This window comes from Dryocola clanedunensis subsp. sulfonylureivorans (assembly GCF_016756775.1).
In the GTDB taxonomy this organism is placed as follows: domain Bacteria; phylum Pseudomonadota; class Gammaproteobacteria; order Enterobacterales; family Enterobacteriaceae; genus Dryocola; species Dryocola clanedunensis.
On sequence record NZ_JAERMU010000001.1, the window covers coordinates 206,599 to 222,777 of the forward strand.

At 51.7% G+C, this 16,179-nt stretch carries 16 protein-coding genes; 9 read left to right on the forward strand and 7 right to left on the reverse strand.

The features are described from left to right. Window positions 1–4 precede the first annotated feature (4 nt). From HYQ67_RS00925 to HYQ67_RS00945, 5 genes are all read left to right on the forward strand, one after another. Window positions 5–1,093, forward strand: a complete 1,089-nt coding sequence (locus HYQ67_RS00925; protein ID WP_202300775.1) for a tartrate dehydrogenase — start codon at window positions 5–7, stop codon at window positions 1,091–1,093. A gap of 2 nt (window positions 1,094–1,095) precedes the next feature. Next, window positions 1,096–2,355: a glycerate kinase type-2 family protein gene (locus HYQ67_RS00930; RefSeq protein WP_202300777.1), complete on the forward strand. Its 1,260-nt coding sequence runs from the start codon at window positions 1,096–1,098 to the stop codon at window positions 2,353–2,355. A gap of 349 nt (window positions 2,356–2,704) precedes the next feature. Further along, the gene (locus HYQ67_RS00935; protein WP_202300779.1) at window positions 2,705–3,337 is read left to right on the forward strand and encodes a Vat family streptogramin A O-acetyltransferase; all 633 of its coding nucleotides are present in this window, start codon (window positions 2,705–2,707) and stop codon (window positions 3,335–3,337) included. A 153-nt stretch (window positions 3,338–3,490) separates the two neighbouring features. Next, a complete protein-coding gene (locus HYQ67_RS00940) occupies window positions 3,491–4,081 on the forward strand; it encodes a GrpB family protein (RefSeq protein WP_237391026.1) in 591 nt (196 codons plus the stop codon). A gap of 213 nt (window positions 4,082–4,294) precedes the next feature. After that, complete coding sequence (locus HYQ67_RS00945) at window positions 4,295–5,122, forward strand: aminoglycoside phosphotransferase family protein (RefSeq protein WP_202300781.1); 828 nt, start codon at window positions 4,295–4,297, stop codon at window positions 5,120–5,122. Between the two features lie 185 nt (window positions 5,123–5,307). Here the strand turns inward: HYQ67_RS00945 and HYQ67_RS00950 are convergent, their stop codons facing one another. After that, window positions 5,308–5,808, reverse strand: coding sequence for a P-loop nucleotide/nucleoside kinase family protein (locus HYQ67_RS00950; RefSeq protein WP_115631906.1), 501 nt, complete (start codon window positions 5,806–5,808; stop codon window positions 5,308–5,310). Window positions 5,809–6,041: 233 nt separating this feature from the next. Continuing rightward, a complete protein-coding gene (locus HYQ67_RS00955) occupies window positions 6,042–6,728 on the reverse strand; it encodes a class I SAM-dependent methyltransferase (protein ID WP_202300783.1) in 687 nt (228 codons plus the stop codon). Between the two features lie 245 nt (window positions 6,729–6,973). Here HYQ67_RS00955 and HYQ67_RS00960 point away from each other — a divergent pair, with 245 nt between their 5' ends. From HYQ67_RS00960 to HYQ67_RS00975, 4 genes are all read left to right on the forward strand, one after another. Next, window positions 6,974–7,762 carry an aminoglycoside phosphotransferase family protein gene (locus HYQ67_RS00960; protein WP_202300785.1) on the forward strand — a complete coding sequence of 263 codons (789 nt, stop codon included), beginning with the start codon at window positions 6,974–6,976 and terminating at the stop codon, window positions 7,760–7,762. 307 nt (window positions 7,763–8,069) lie between these two features. Further along, window positions 8,070–9,107, forward strand: coding sequence for an extracellular solute-binding protein (locus HYQ67_RS00965; RefSeq protein ID WP_202301061.1), 1,038 nt, complete (start codon window positions 8,070–8,072; stop codon window positions 9,105–9,107). Continuing rightward, the gene (locus HYQ67_RS00970) at window positions 9,091–10,779 is read left to right on the forward strand and encodes an ABC transporter permease (RefSeq protein WP_202300787.1); all 1,689 of its coding nucleotides are present in this window, start codon (window positions 9,091–9,093) and stop codon (window positions 10,777–10,779) included. The genes HYQ67_RS00965 and HYQ67_RS00970 overlap by 17 nt, the downstream gene beginning before the upstream one ends. A gap of 11 nt (window positions 10,780–10,790) precedes the next feature. Continuing rightward, complete coding sequence (locus tag HYQ67_RS00975; protein WP_202300789.1) at window positions 10,791–11,477, forward strand: ABC transporter ATP-binding protein; 687 nt, start codon at window positions 10,791–10,793, stop codon at window positions 11,475–11,477. 52 nt (window positions 11,478–11,529) lie between these two features. On the opposite strand, the gene cheZ is transcribed toward HYQ67_RS00975, so the two are convergent. The 5 genes from cheZ to HYQ67_RS01000 are packed head-to-tail and all read right to left on the reverse strand — an operon-like array spanning window position 11,530 to window position 16,135. Next, window positions 11,530–12,177, reverse strand: coding sequence for a protein phosphatase CheZ (cheZ, locus tag HYQ67_RS00980; protein WP_431355423.1), 648 nt, complete (start codon window positions 12,175–12,177; stop codon window positions 11,530–11,532). Window positions 12,178–12,189: 12 nt separating this feature from the next. Beyond that, window positions 12,190–12,579, reverse strand: a complete 390-nt coding sequence (gene cheY, locus HYQ67_RS00985) for a chemotaxis response regulator CheY (RefSeq protein ID WP_202300790.1) — start codon at window positions 12,577–12,579, stop codon at window positions 12,190–12,192. Window positions 12,580–12,597: 18 nt separating this feature from the next. Further along, the gene (locus HYQ67_RS00990) at window positions 12,598–13,647 is read right to left on the reverse strand and encodes a protein-glutamate methylesterase/protein-glutamine glutaminase (protein WP_202300792.1); all 1,050 of its coding nucleotides are present in this window, start codon (window positions 13,645–13,647) and stop codon (window positions 12,598–12,600) included. Next, a complete protein-coding gene (gene cheR, locus HYQ67_RS00995) occupies window positions 13,644–14,510 on the reverse strand; it encodes a protein-glutamate O-methyltransferase CheR (protein WP_202300793.1) in 867 nt (288 codons plus the stop codon). Before cheR ends, HYQ67_RS00990 begins: the two co-directional genes overlap by 4 nt. A 20-nt stretch (window positions 14,511–14,530) precedes the next feature. Then, window positions 14,531–16,135 (reverse strand): methyl-accepting chemotaxis protein, encoded by a 1,605-nt coding sequence (locus HYQ67_RS01000; RefSeq protein ID WP_202300794.1) that lies wholly within the window; start codon window positions 16,133–16,135, stop codon window positions 14,531–14,533. Window positions 16,136–16,179 lie beyond the last annotated feature (44 nt).

The window sequence follows — 16,179 nt, forward strand, 5'->3', positions numbered from 1 at the left end:
AACTATGCGTAACTACAAAATTGCCGCCATACCTGCCGACGGTATCGGTCCGGAAGTCATTTCTGCAGGTGTTGAAGTACTGCATGCGCTGACACGCCTCGATCCGCAGCTGAAGTTTAATGTAGAGACCTTTGACTGGGGGTCGGACTATTACAAAAAACATGGCGTGATGATGCCGGAAGAAGGGCTGAATACGCTGAAATCGTTTGATGCTATTTACTTCGGCGCAGTGGGCGCGCCAGATGTGCCTGACCATATTACTCTCTGGGGTCTGCGCCTGCCAATTTGCCAGGGCTTTGACCAGTACGCCAATGTGCGTCCAACCAAAATCCTGCCGGGTGTCACCTCTCCGTTGCGGAACCGCGGGCCGGGCGATCTGGACTGGGTCATTGTGCGTGAAAACTCCGAGGGGGAATACTCTGGCAACGGCGGCCGTGCACACCGTGGCTTACCGGAAGAAGTAGGCACCGAGGTGGCCATCTTCACCCGCGTCGGCGTTACGCGCATTATGCGCTATGCCTTCAGACTGGCGCAGTCTCGTCCACGCAAACTGCTGACCGTGGTGACCAAATCCAATGCCCAGCGTCACGGAATGGTGATGTGGGATGAGATTGCCGCCGAAGTGGCGAAGGAATTCCCGGATGTGCAGTGGGACAAGATGCTGGTCGATGCCATGACACACCGCATGACGCTGCATCCCCAGACGCTGGATACCATCGTGGCCACTAATCTGCACGCCGATATCCTTTCTGATCTGGCCGGCGCGTTGGCTGGCAGTCTGGGCGTAGCGCCGACCGCCAATATTGATCCGGAACGCCGCTTCCCTTCCATGTTCGAACCTATCCATGGTTCAGCTTTCGATATCACCGGCAAAGGTATTGCTAACCCGATAGCAACCTTCTGGACTGCGGTACAGATGCTTGAACATCTGGGCGAACGTAACGCCGCGGCGCTGATTATGGAAAGTATCGAATATGTTTGTGAGAAAGGCATTCTGACGCCAGATGTTGGTGGAACAGCCAGTACCGCGGACGTAACTCGCGCTGTAGTGGAATTTATCGAAGCCAGAGCAAATATCGCCGAGAACGTATAATCATGAAAAATGAACAGTCTGCAGAGATCCTGCAGGATATCTTTCAGCATGCAATCGACAGCGCTCGTGCCGGACCTGCGATCCTGTCTAATTTGCCGGAAAAACCGCGGGGCCGCTGCGTGGTGATCGGTGCCGGTAAAGCCTCGGCGGCGATGGCTGCGGCTGTGGATGCAGCCTGGCCGGATGTGGATGTTTCTGGCGTGGTGGTGACGCGTTACGGTTACGCTGTGCCTGCTGGCCGCATCCGGATCATCGAGGCGGCTCATCCGGTATCCGATTCGATGAGCGAAGTTGCCGCAATGCTAATTGTGGAAGCGCTACGCGGTTTGACTTCTGATGACCTGGTGCTGGCGCTAATTTCAGGTGGCGGGTCGGCGCTGATGGCGCTACCCGCTCCAGGTTTAACATTGAAAGATAAGCAGGCCATCACCCGCGCGCTACTGCACAGCGGTGCCAACATCAAAGAGATGAATCTGGTACGTCGTCATCTCTCCGCGGTGAAAGGCGGCAAGCTGGCAAGAATGGTACAACCGGCTCGTATTGTGTCACTGATTATCAGCGATGTGCCGGGCGATAACCCGGCAGATGTTGCTTCCGGCCCTACTGTCGCGGATGACAGCACGCCGCTTGATGCGCTTCAGGTACTCCAGCGTTACGGTATTCCGACCCCGGAACCTGTTCATAACCTGCTAAGCCAGCCGGCAGGTCCGGTTGAAAGTGTAGCGAACAGTGAAGTCAAACTCATTGCCACGCCGCAGTTGGCTTTGCGGGCTGCCGCGTTGGCTGTGCGCAGACATGGACTGACGCCGCTTATTCTGGGCGATGCGATAGAAGGCGAAAGCCGTGAAGTGGCCATTGTTATGGCCGGGATTGCTAAATCCGTGAAGCAGTATGGTCATCCGGTTTCCGGTCCGGCAGTACTGTTGTCGGGTGGTGAAACCACCGTGACGGTAAGCAATGGCCAGCACGGAAAGGGGGGGCGTAATACTGAATTTTCGCTCAGTCTGGCCTGTGCATTGCAGGGAGAGAGCGGCATATGGGCAATCGCCGGCGACAGTGATGGTATCGACGGAACGGAAGATGCAGCAGGAGCATTGGTATTTCCGGACACGTTAACACGTGGCAAGATAGGCGGCCTGAATGCGGCTAATTATCTTGATATACATGACAGTTACAGCTATTTTCACGCGCTCGATGATCTGGTGATAACCGGTCCGACGTTAACAAACGTGAATGACATTCGGGCAATATTGATTGCCTGAGCCTGTTGCTCTCCTGCGGCCCGGGAGAGCAATATTTATGCTTAGCGTCGTTCAGCCTAAGCCAGTTTGTCACAGTTCTACCTGCTTCCTCTGATGCTCTATCCAGGAAAACTACAACCTGTCGCGTCCAGTTTGCGCGGTTGAAAATCTATTCTCCCTATTAAAGCCAGTCAAGCCCCTGGGTTTAGTCCGCTGTTCGCTCATTGCGGATCGTGCAGCGAGCAAGTCCGCTCCGTGCCAGGAGCGGACGTTACTGGGGTGCTGAAAAGCACCTTTGTAATAGCCTGATTAGCTTGCCCCTTTATGTATGTTAATCTGAATCCAATAAAACAATTACGTCGGAGAGCGTATGCAAGGTCCAGATCCACTAAATAAGCATCCAATGCTGGGGTTTCCTCAGGTTTGTTTCATCAAAAATACTGTGACGAATCCAAACATTATCATTGGCGATTTCACATATTACGATGACACAGAAGACTCTGAGAATTTTGAACGGAATGTTCTGTATCACTTCCCTTTCATCGGTGACAGACTGGTTATCGGTAAATTTTGCGCTATAGCAAAAGGTGTCCAGTTCATTATGAACGGTGCGAACCACAAGTTATCAGGCTTCTCTACGTTTCCATTTTATATTTTCGGAAATGGATGGGAAAAGGCGATGCCAAAGCCTGAAGATTTGCCGTACAAAGGCGATACGATAATCGGAAATGATGTCTGGATAGGTTACAAAGCGCTGATCATGCCTGGCGTGAAGATCGGCAACGGCGCGATTATTTCCTCCCTGGCTGTTGTTACCACCGACGTGCCTGCTTATACCATTGTCGGTGGAAACCCTGCAAAAGTGATTAAATCACGATTTTCCGATGAAATAGTAATCGAACTGGAAAAATTAGCGTGGTGGGATTGGTCTGTAGAAAAGATAACTAAACACCTCCCGGCAATAATGTCTAATGACATTAATACGCTTCTTACAATCGAGTAATCTGAATTGGTACGGCCAGTCGACATCTCGTTTAAAGCAGCTACTGGATCGTCTCACTGGCCGTTCTTGCCATGAGCGGACGTTTGAGAGACATCCAAACCCATCTCATGTACGCTATTGTTCATGATTTTTATAGTCTATAGGTGTCGGTTTATGGTGAGCCCGAAAGAAATAATGGAGCATTATGTCATTAATCCTCAGGATAGCTATTTTGTTAATGGTGTACCGCCGGTTGAGAATGTAGTGGTCGTTGCTTATGATCCTTTGTGGCCGGAAATATATTCAACACTGGCATCTAAAATTAAGAATAAATTAGGTTCGCATCTACTAAAAATTGATCATGTGGGTTCTACGGCAGTACCTGGTCTTGCTGCCAAACCTGTCATTGATATTGACTTGACGGTTGCTGATGCTGCTGATGAAAAAACATATGTATTAGCGCTTGAAGGTCTTGGGTATAGACTCATTGTTCGTGAGCCCCGCTTCCATGGCCATCGTCTTTTCCATTATGATAATCCAAGAGTTAATCTGCATGTTTTTACTCGGGATACCCCTGAAACAGCCCGGCATTTGCTTTTCCGTGATTGGCTTAGACAGTCTGAGAAGGACTGCAAGATTTATGCTGATGCCAAATTCGAGGCAATTAAAGATTGCAACTTAGATATTGAGAAATATCATGAAAATAAAAGTAAAGTGGTACGTGATATCTATCAGGAAATTTTTAAACAGTTAGGCTACTTTTGATATGTTGTTTGGTTTTATTGTCTGTTTTAAAAAAATTAGTGCCGCTCCTCGCTCACAGCTGCCTTTGGATCTTCCCATTGGCGACTGTATTCCAGGAGAGGACGTTTTCAATCCAGATGTTAATTTCAGGGAATATCTGAAGCCATAGGTTAAGATAGTTCGGATGCATCCCTCAGTACGCTCGGTGGCAATAAGGATTTTAAAGGAATCACTATGGATTCAGATAAGTTAAGTTTTTGGTTAAATCGTTGGTTACTCACTCCGGATGGAGATAAATTTATAACTCATACATCAACGTTGCTTCCGGTAAAAACAGCAACACATGGTATTAAGGCTATGCTGAAAGTGACTGATGATGCGGATGAGCAAACCGGAAACGCAATGATGGCATGGTGGGAAGGTAACGGCGCAGCACAGGTTATTGCTTATGATAAAGAAGCCATTCTACTCGCTCGCGCTACAGGAATTGCATCACTGTCAACGATGTCCAAAAATGGTCAAGACAATGAAGCCTGTCGCATTTTGTGTGCAACTGCGAACAGGCTTCACAGCAAGCTAGGTAAACCATTGCAAAAATTCACACCTCTACATCGTTGGTTTTCTTCGTTAAAGCCCGCAGCCCTTGAGCATGGAGGTATTCTGGCGCATTGCGCAGAGATCTCTCAGCAGTTGCTCTCCTCTCCGCAAGACGTCGTTGTATTACATGGTGACTTGCATCACGATAACGTGCTTGATTTCGCATCATCTGGCTGGCTGGCCATTGATCCCAAAGGTCTACTAGGCGAACGAGGATTCGACTTTGCTAATATTTTCACCAATCCGGATCTTGGTAATCCTGAGCATTATGTTGCAAGAGTACCGAGTATTTTTAAACAGCGACTTGAGATCGTTACTGAGATATCGGGAATAAATAGAGAGCGACTTCTGCAGTGGATAATTGCATGGTGCGGGCTCTCAGCGACTTGGTCGCTTGAATGCAATGATCGTATATCAGTCCAGATTGAGATTGCTGAGTTGGCTATTGCTGAACTGAGCGTATGAGATGCAGGCAACGCCGGGCATCTGAGTAATCATCCCACTTCTAATTTGCTGTTCAATTACAATCTGAATGACTATACCTCGTTCTTAGCGGACCTTCTGCTCAGTTAGTTAATCCGCCTTGTGCCAAGAGCGGACATTGCTAACTACCCACCATAATAATTGTTGGGGTGCCTCTCAAGACCAAGTCATCGCGAAAGAAGTTTGATGATCCTTGATACACATTCATCGCTGGATAAACTGTACGAGTCTAAAATGAGGTGTTCTCTGTTCCATGGTTCATAAGTCAAATCGGTAACATATTTCCAATCTGGCAGGGTTAACCCCTCGACTTGTGACACCCTTGTTTCCACTCGTTTACGATGCTCAATCATATCGGAACATACGATCTCAATTTCTAAAAAATCGGTTCTTGCCGATAAAGCTATTTCTCGATAGGCATCACGGGTTAACGCCAGTGGGTTCACTGAGTCAGTGATTACTGTTGCTCCTAATAGCAGGTTTTCTCTGGCGAGTGAGTAAGCGACAAAATAACCAGTAGGCCCCATTTCACGACCATCTTCTTCGGCTTTAAGTATGGCCTGCTCAATCGTGTCGATTCGCAAGTAAAGAGCATTTAACTGCTTTGTCAAAGCCTGAGCGATAGTGCTTTTCCCGCTTCCAGGCAAACCACTGAAGATGATTAGCATAACTTGTCCTGGAACGATGAAATCCAACAGTATTAAAACACACTGGGCCATGAATTGTGGGAATTCATTCCGCAGCGATATGACAACTGAAGAGTATTACTGCTACTGCTAGTGTTAATACTTGGCGTGTCCGCTCCTCGCTCACAGCGGACCTCCAGCTCTGTTAGCTTGTCCGCTGCGTGCCAACTGCGGACTTTGAACGCCACGCATCTATCTAATCTTATTAACGAAACTCAGGAACCTTCCAGTGATCCGTTAACCGTACATACGATTGTGGCATGATCCCACCACGCATTATTATTCACTCTTGTTGCAAGCACATTAAAATACTCTTCCTGTATTTCATTTATTAGGTTTTCAAGCGGTTTCAAAGTACGCCAGGGTTTACCTTCTTTCAGTAAATGATATCTGACCGGATCATAGGCATTCATATCGTTATCAAGCCGGGGGGTTCCGCACATAGAACTAATCACAAATCGCCCTCCGGGTTTAAGTAACCTTTTCACCTCAGTAAAAAAAAGGTTCCGTTCATCCTCTATCAGGCAATGCAAACAGCTGCCATCAATAATAAATTCAAACTTTGCATCCTCACACTGACCAATATGGCAAACATTTCCAACAATAAAATGTGCAGACAGGCGTGCCTGATAGAAATGATTTTCTGCCCATCTGATGGCTGTTTCGGAGAAATCCACACCCCATACGGAATACCCTCTCTCAGCCAGACTCTGAGATGCCATTGCTCCGTTTCCACATCCCATTTCTAGTACTGGTGCTCCAGGCTGGGGTAAATGATTATTAAAGCTAAGCCAATGAAAGATTTTTTCTTGTTGTGTTTTTGCCCTGAGAAAATCTTCCCCAGCCCATGCGGCATACCCTTTAGCTAATAGCTTCCTGTACTGCTTTTCATAGACATTCATAATTAAGATACCTTCACAAACAATTAACCCTTCAATTTATACGTCATTTCTTGCTGGGATAAAGAGGGGGGGTGATAAAAACCTTGTAAACAGGCGCAAAAAAGTCCGCCCTGTGCCAAATACAGACGTTCTGTACTTCACAATTTGCTCACTACAGAAAGGCTATCTGGCTACATGATTTGTAGATTGCGCTAAACTCAAACACCTCTGGATTAACCTGCCGACCAACGTAAAAGGCAAGATGTATGTCTGTCGATAATTTATCACGCATGGGTACCGCCAAAGTGACGCTTTTGGTGGATGAAGCAGGTCATCGGGTAATCGAAAAATGTCCTGTGAGTGATGTCGAGTTTAGTTTTTATCAACACGCAGCCAGGCATCTCACTCAAGTAGGCATTTCCACGCCAAAGGTTTTGTTTGCCGATCCGAACACACGCAAGTTAAGGCTGGAGTTTATCCCACACCAGGTTAGTCAGGACGAAGTTGGACGAGATGAGGTGTTGTCTATTCTGTCTGGGTTACATGGCTATCGACCTGACTCTTCTTGGGTTTATCACCCTCACACCTGGTCAGAAACAGCCCTCGAAAAATCTCTCATGCTGTTGGCATTACCGAGCAGAGCAGCAAAACAGTTACGGTGCTTTCAACAGGCAAGTGATGTGCTGTTTAGTGGTCAGTGCTTAATATCAGGCGACAGTAATGCGGGTAATTGGGGAAAAAGGGACAGGGGTGATTTCGTTCTTTTTGACTGGGAAAGATTCGGCACTGGTAGCCCAGCAATTGACCTTGCCCCACTGATCAAGGGAATGGGTTCTAAACAAAAATTTATTGAGTTTGCTGAACGCTATACCTGTATATCGCGTCATTATAATCCAAATGATTTAGCTAAAGAAATTGCGATTGTAAAAGCATGGATTGTGACAGAGGTAGTCCTACTGCTTAATGAACGGCAGAAGAGTGATTTTCAATTCTATCTCAGCTGGTACAGAGAAAATCTTCCTGCCTGGCTAAATGACACTTTAAAAATGCTTTGATCTTTTCAGCCTCAGTTATCTTCTAATAATGACGATTCTGCTATGAGTCGCAACATCCGTTTCTGGCCTAAATCACTCCCAGCTTCAGGCAGCTTTTATTTTCCGTTTCCCACGCCGCCATCAACGTACAAAGCACTATTGGCGTCGAGAGCATCCTCACAACGCTGTTTAAAGTTATGTAAATGTGAATCATTTGCATTTCGAGGTGATTGTAACCGATGGTGATTATCACTTATCGTTCATCCGCGTCGGGAAAGCTTCCTGGCGACTCTCAAAAGTTGTGCTAACTACTCTGGGATATAAAATGATGAATGTTCTGCCCCGCACCGGATTGCGCCGTATCACGCTGGCATCGGCTCTGGTTCTCTCCGCAAGCCTCCCGGCTTTCGCTCAGGATAATTTAACTCTGTACACCACTCGCGAGCCTGGCCTGATTCAGCCCTTGCTGGATAGCTGGACGCAAACCAGCGGCGTAAAAGTGAACACGGTTTATATCAAGGATGGCATGCTGGAGCGTGTCAAAGCAGAAGGCAAGAACTCCCCTGCCGACCTGCTGATGACCGTCGATGCTGGCAATCTCATCGATTTAGTTGAAGCCGGCGTGACGCAACCCGTGGATTCAGCAGCGCTGAAATCAGCCATTCCGGTCAATCTGCGTGGGGAAGATAATCAGTGGTTTGCATTATCGATGCGTGCACGCGTGCTGTACGCTGATAAATCTCTGCCGATTGATAACTGGCATTACGAACAGCTTTCCAGCCCGGATTACAAAGGTAAAGTCTGTATCCGCTCCGGTCAGCATCCGTACAACACCGCGCTGATTGCCGCCATGATTGCCCATCACGGTGAAACGAAAACCGAAGAGTGGCTGCGTGGTGTGAAAGCTAATCTGGCGCGTAAAGCAACCGGAGGAGACCGTGATGTGGCCCGCGATATTCTGGGCGGCATCTGTGATATTGGCCTTGCCAACTCCTACTACATCGGCCATATGAAAAATGCCAAAGAGGGCAGCGACGCACGCAAATGGGGTGATGCAATTAAAGTGGTGAAACCTACCTTTGAGCAAGGTGGCACTCACGTGAATATCAGCGGTGCTGCGGTGGCTCGCTTCGCGCCGAATAAAGCCGATGCCGTTAAGCTGATGGAATATCTGGTTTCCGCGCCAGCTCAGCAGCTGTATGCCAAAGCAAACTTTGAATACCCGGTGCTGAAAGGCGTCGCACTTGACCCGGTTATCAGCGCAACCATTGGTGAAATTGACGTGGATAAAGTGCCATTAACCGAGATCGTGAAGCACCGTAAGCAAGCAAGCTTGCTGGTAGATAAAGTTGGATTCGATCAATAAGTCACTTCGTCTGCCGACGTTACGCGGCCTGGTTTCCGGGCCGAAGGCATTATTAACGCCACTGCATCTTGGCGCGTTGAGTGTTGCACTTGGCGTGCTTATGCCGATCGTTGCGCTTATCTGGCAGGCGACCCAGGCCGATTTATCTCACTGGGATAACCTCATCACCTTTGTTTTGCCATCGGTGCTGAAAAATACCGTACTGCTACTGGTAGGTGTCGCCGCTATCGTAGGCGTAATCGGTGTAGGGAGCGCATGGGCTGTCACAGTCTGGGATTTCCCAGGGCGGAAAATGCTCAGCTGGGCCCTGCTGTTACCGCTCGCTATGCCGACCTATATCGTTGCCTTTGCCTGGCTCGATCTGCTGCACCCCATCGGCCCGCTGCAAACCTTTATCCGTTTTTTGTTGGGTTTTGATAGCCCGCGACAGTTCCGTCTCCCTGATTTACGCTCGCTCCCCGGCGCGATAACCCTGCTCGGTTTGGTGCTGTATCCGTATGTTTACCTGACCACCCGCGCCATGTTTATCAGCCAACCTGCGCATCTGCTGGAAGCGGCACGCACTCTGGGGTGCAGTGCTGCCGGAACATTTTTTCGCGTAGCGCTGCCAATGGCCCGTCCGGCCCTGGCTGTGGGAATTAGTCTGGCGCTGCTGGAAACGCTTAACGACATTGGTGCCTCGGAGTTTCTTGGCGTACAAACCCTGACCGTGACAGTCTACACAACCTGGATTTCACGCTCCGATTTAGCCTCTGCCGCCCAAATCGCCTGCATGATGCTGATGTTCATCTTCTGCATCCTGACGCTGGAATTTTATGGCCGCAAAAAGCAGGGTTTCAGCAGCCGGAGTTTACGTGAGATCCAGCCAACGCGGGTACACGGCTGGCGTGGCTGGCTGCTGGGCCTGGTTATTGCCCTGCCCGTCGTTCTGGGGTTTTTAGCCCCCGTGCTGTTTTTGGCCTGGGAAAGTGCTAAACGCATCGGTGAAGAAAATCCATTGTCGCAAGCGTTGCTTTCAGCACTGCAAAATACGCTGTCACTGGCCGCGGGAACCACGTTGGTGGTGATTTGCGTCAGTTTACTGGTTGCCTGGAGCGCGCGTCACAGTGCTGCAAATAACGCAATGTCAGGTTTTCGCCGCGGGGTAATGCGACTGGCATCCCTCGGTTACGCCGTTCCCGGCACCATTCTGGCGATAGGCTTTTTGCCCCCGGCATTGGCCGTCGACAGCTGGCTGGCGGATGCGATGGGCGTTCGCGGTTTACCGCTGATGTCAGCCGGTATTTTACTGGTCATCTGCTGTGCGATGCGTTTTCAGGCAATTGCCATTGGGGCGCTGGACTCAGGTCTCAGCCGCATCCCCCCTTCCCTTGAGCAAGCCTCGCGCCTGCTTGGAGAGAACGGCACCGGCACCTTTGCACGCATCCACTTCCCCTTGCTGCGCCCGGCGCTGGTCAGCAGTGCGTTGCTGGTATTTGCCGATGCCATGAAAGAGCTGCCAACCACATTGCTGTTGCGGCCGGTCAATTTTGAAACGCTGGCGACGCTGCTGTATGCCGAGGCGGCCCGTGGAACCTATGAAGAAGGGGCGATTGCTGCCCTGATGATTGTGCTCGCCGGTACGCTGCCGGTGATTTTACTGGTGCGTCATCAAATGTCTCGCCAGGGCTAGAGGAACGACTCATGTTAGAAATTGCCTTACGCCTTCAGGATGTGCATGTTGCTTACGGCAACAGCCAGCAGCCGGTTCTGAACGGGTTTTCTATGTCTGTACGCAAAGGGGAACTGGCCTGTCTGCTGGGCGCTTCGGGCTGCGGGAAAACCACCGTATTACGCGCCGTGGCCGGTTTTGAGCGCCTGCAAAGCGGCGAGATTTTTGTTTCGCAACAGCGTGTTGCAGGGACGGGTTTACATCTCCCCCCGGAGAAACGCCAGGTAGGGATGGTGTTTCAGGAGTACGCATTATTCCCGCATCTGACCGCGCAACAAAACGTGGCCTTTGGTCTGCGCCGGTTGCCGCGCGAAGAGCAACGTGCACGTGCCACGTCACTGCTTAAAATGGTCGAGCTGCACAACCATGCCGGACGTTATCCCCATGAGCTTTCTGGGGGGCAGCAGCAGCGCATTGCATTAGCACGCGCCCTGGCCCCGCATCCGGCAATCCTGCTTTTGGACGAACCTTTTTCCAGTCTCGATAAGAAGACGCGCGAGCGTCTGGGGCGGGAAGTGCGCGATATTTTACGCGAAGCCGGGCAAACAGCGCTGCTGGTCACCCATAGCGAGCATGAAGCGCAGCTCATGGCTGACCATATCGGCTATGTGCAATATGGTGAGTATCGCAAGGGAAATGACCTGCTCCCCGTTGATTGATATACAGAAACCGGTGAATGCGCCATAGCTGTCGCTATGGCGCATGGTCAAATCAGAACCCTAAACTGTCCAGCAGGTCGTCAACCTGATCCTGGCTTGCGACGACGCCTGCCGCGGTGGTATCCAGCTGAGGGCCGTTAAGCAGGCTCTCGCTGACACGTTTGCTGCGTGCATCCGTCTCCGGCATGTTTTCCAGCAGCACCATCAGCAGCTGGCGCTCTATCTCCTGGATAACGTCCATCATGCGCTTGATAACCTGACCGGTAAGGTCCTGGAAGTCTTGCGCCATCATAATTTCCAGCAGCTGGGCATTAGTGAAGCTGGTATGCCCAGGCACCTCGGCCAGATAGCTGCGCGTTTCGCTGACCAGCTCTTTGGCGTCACTTAGCTCAATCGGATTTTCAAACCAGGCATCCCAGCGTCCGCTTAACGCTTTCGCCCCGGACTCCATTTTATTCTGATGAGGCTGAGAAAGCTCAACGCAGTTCAGGGCGCGTTCGGCGGCCTGCGCAGTCATCTGCACTACGTAGTCCAGACGGTCGCGGGCATCGGGAATCGCTTCCGCCGCGTCGGCAATCGCCTGGTCCAGTCCCAGCTCGCGCAGGCTGTCACGCAGCATGCGGGTCAGGCTACCAATACGAGAAATAATTTCGTTTGGCGACTGATCTAACTCCATCGCCGGGTTTGTCGATGAGTGCATATCCGCCTCCTTTTACATACCAAGCTTTTCGAAGATCTTGCCCAGTTTGTCCTCAAGAATTGCTGCGGTGAACGGTTTAACAACATAACCGCTCGCCCCAGCCTGTGCTGCTGCAATAATGTTCTCTTTCTTGGCTTCTGCCGTCACCATCAGTACCGGCATTTTGGCCATCACGCCGTCGGCACGAATCGTTTTCAGCAGTTCCAGGCCATCCATGTTCGGCATATTCCAGTCGGAAATGACGAAGCCAAAGCCGCCGGTCTGCAGTTTATGCAGGGCGTCCACGCCGTCCTCTGCCTCTTCGACATTGTTAAAACCCAGCTCTTTGAGCAGGTTACGGACGATACGACGCATGGTAGAGAAATCGTCCACCACCAAAAACTTAAGCTCTTTGTCTGCCATAAAATTCGGGCTCCATTGTTAGATACGTATTGCCTGTCCGGCACTAATTTTCGCCAGCATCTGCTGGCTGACCTGACTTAAATCGACCACTTCGCTGACGCCACCTCGGTTGATGGCCTCGCGCGGCATGCCGAACACCACACAACTTGCTTCGTTCTGGGCGATTGTCCACGCCCCTGCCTTGTGCATCGCCAGCATTCCGGCGGCACCGTCATTACCCATTCCGGTGAGGATCACGCCCACGGCGTTACGTCCGGCAAACTTCGCCACCGAATGGAACAGCTCGTCCACCGCCGGTCGATGCCGGTTTACGGGCGGGCCGTCATGTAATTTGATTTGATAGTTTGCCCCGCTGCGTGACAGCACCATGTGCCGATCACCGGGCGCAATGTATGCGTGTCCTGGCAATACACGCTCTCCGTCTTCTGCTTCTTTCACCGTTATCTGGCATAACTTGTTCAGTCGTTCAGCAAACGAGCGGGTGAAACCTGCGGGCATATGCTGGGTGATCAGCACCGCCGGGCTTGAGAGCGGCAGGGGTTGCAGGACGTGGCGGATGGCTTCTGTGCCGCCGGTTGACGCACCAATCGCGATTAACTTCTCAGAACTGAGTAACGGGCCGGCTTTCAGACTCGCTGGCGCGACTTCCGGTGCGCGAGCGGTAAGCTTTGCGCGGGAGGCCGTGCGCACTTTTTCAGCGATCATCTCGCTGTAAGCCAGCATCCCTTCCCGAATGCCCAGCTGTGGCTTGGTGACGAAATCAATCGCCCCCAGCTCCAGGGCGCGCAGCGTGACCTCAGATCCTTTACCGGTCAGTGAAGAGACCATCACCACGGGCATAGGGCGCAGGCGCATCAGCTTTTCGAGGAAATCCAGGCCGTCCATACGCGGCATCTCAACGTCCAGCGTCAGGACGTCCGGGTTAAACTTTTTGATCAGATCGCGGGCGACCAGCGGGTCCGGCGCGGTAGCGACCATTTCCATATCACTATGACTATTAATGATTTCTGTCATGATCTGTCGCATCAGGGCGGAGTCATCGACAGAGAGCACTCTTATTTTTGTCATGATCTTTCCTTACTCAGGCCGTAAACCGTTTGTCCCCGCAGCCAGAACTCGCGGCTGAGGTTACTGAAATTTTCTGAGTGTCCCGCAAACACCAGCCCGCCGGGTTTTAGCAGGGGAACAAAGCGGCTTAAAATCTCCTGCTGCGTCGTTTTGTCAAAATAGATCATCACATTGCGACAGAAGATGGCATCAAACTGGCCGGGTATCGGCGCCTGCTTGTCGAGCAGGTTGATCGGCGCAAACTCGATGTGATTCGCCAGATCGCTACGCACCCGAACCAGCCCGTCATGGGGTCCGGTGCCGCGCATGAAATAACGCTGCGTCTGCTGGGGGGAGAGCGTTTTCAGCTCTTCCTGGCGATAGACGCCGCTTTGCGCCTTTTCCAGTACCTGTGTGTCGATATCACTGGCAAAAACTTTCCAGCGCCCCGGCGCCATGCCTAACTCATCGGCAAGGGTAATGGCGATGGAGTAAGGCTCCTCTCCTGTCGACGCCGCCGCGCTCCACACCCGAAACTCGCCGCTACTTTTGCGGGCATGCTCCGCCAGCACCGGAAAGTGGTGGCCTTCGCGAAAGAAGGCCGTCAGATTGGTGGTCAGCGAATTAATAAAGGCCTGCCATTCGGCACTGTTGGCATTCGCTTCAAGTAACCCCAGATAATCGCCAAAATCATCAAGGCCTAACGTACGCAGGCGGCGGACAAGGCGGTTGTAGACCATGTCCCTTTTGTGGTCTGCCAGCACAATCCCTGCGCGCTGGTATATCAATTGGCATATCCGACGGAAATGCGTGTCGGACAGCGGCAGACGCTGTGTCATCTGTAACATTAATGACGATTGTCCGGTGGACAGTGGTGAAGTCATAGCGCCTTCTTAATTACTTTCTAGGGGGTGGCGAGCACCCCGTTGGTTGCAAAATCTCCGGTTTCACGTTGACTCTCAACGTTGGCCAGCTTAAATACGCTGACGACGCCAGACAGATGCTCTGCCTGATTTGCCAGCGCATCGGTTGCGCTTGCCGCCTCTTCTACCAGCGCGGCGTTTTGCTGCGTAACCTGGTCCATCTGGCTAACGGCCAGTGCGACCTGTTCAATACCCCGACGCTGCTCATCCGACGCCGACGCAATTTCGCCCATGATGTCGTTAACCTGCGTCACCGAACGGACAATTTCCGCCATGGTCGAGGCCGCGGTATCGACCAGATGCGAACCTTGCGCAGCGCGGTTCACCGACTCATCAATCAGCACTTTTATCTCTTTTGCCGCCTGCGCGCTGCGCTGAGCAAGGTTGCGAACTTCCCCGGCGACCACCGCAAATCCACGCCCCTGTTCGCCTGCCCGCGCGGCTTCTACCGCCGCGTTCAGCGCCAGAATATTGGTCTGGAAAGCAATGCCGTCGATAACGCTGGTGATATCGCTGATTTTCTGCGAACTCCCCGCGATGGCATGCATGGTGCGCGCCACGTTTGCCGCCTGCTCTCCCCCCTGCTTCGCCGTATTGGCTGCGCTGAGCGAAAGCCCGGCCGCCTGACGTGCATTTTCAGCATTTTGCCCCACCGTCGCGGTCAGCTGTTCCATGCTGGCAGCCGTTTGCGCAAGCGAGGCGGCCTGCTCCTCGGTGCGGGCAGAAAGATCGTTATTTCCTGCGGCTATTTCGGCAATACCGGTATGCATGGCGTTGCTGCCTTGCCGTACCTCGCTGACCGTTTCTTTCAGCGCCAACTGCATATTTTTGAGGCCCTGGAAAATCTCTGAGATCTCATTGCGTCCAAAAACCATGACGGGCCGGGCTAAATCTCCTGCCGCAATGCGCTCAAAGTGGCTGCGCACGATGGCAAGCGGCTGCACAATCATCTTGCGTGACCAGACAATGGAGCCCAGCAGCAGCAGGATGGCAGCGACGGTCACGGTGGCGAAAAGCACCGCCGAAATTTGATAGTTCTTCTTGCTGTCTGCCCCTGCCTCCACCACCACGTCGTTGATGTTTTGCTGCCAGGCATTGAAGTTGGCGTCAAAAATCGCCTGCGTTTTCTGCACCGGCGCGCTGAGGAAATCAGACAGCTGGTTGCTCTCAAGCCACGTTAACTGGTGCTGTAAATCTTCACGATATCTGGCGTAGCTTTCTTTTGTGGAAGACAGCATCTCCTCACCGTCTTTCGTCGTCGCCGGGATAGCTTCAAACTGGTTAAACAGCATGTCGGCCTGCTTCAGACTGCCGCGAGCGGTAGCCATCAGAAGCCTTATCTCTTCCGGCGGATAGCTCAGGGCGGTCAGCGTACCGGCGCGGCTTAATGCGCTGCTGGCCTGCAACAGGGCGGCGCGACTTTGCGTTAACGTATCTCGCTGCTGGTTACCCGCATCCACCCTCCTGAGGTTCTGATAATCATCATGAAAAGCCCAGAACGACAAACCATTACTGCCAATCTGCAGCACGCCGCAGAGGATCAAAATCAGAATCAAGCTGGTCGACAAACGAAGACGGTTTAACATCAAAGCTTTCCTCGGCCGGCATGCCTGCCGGCATGATTAACGAT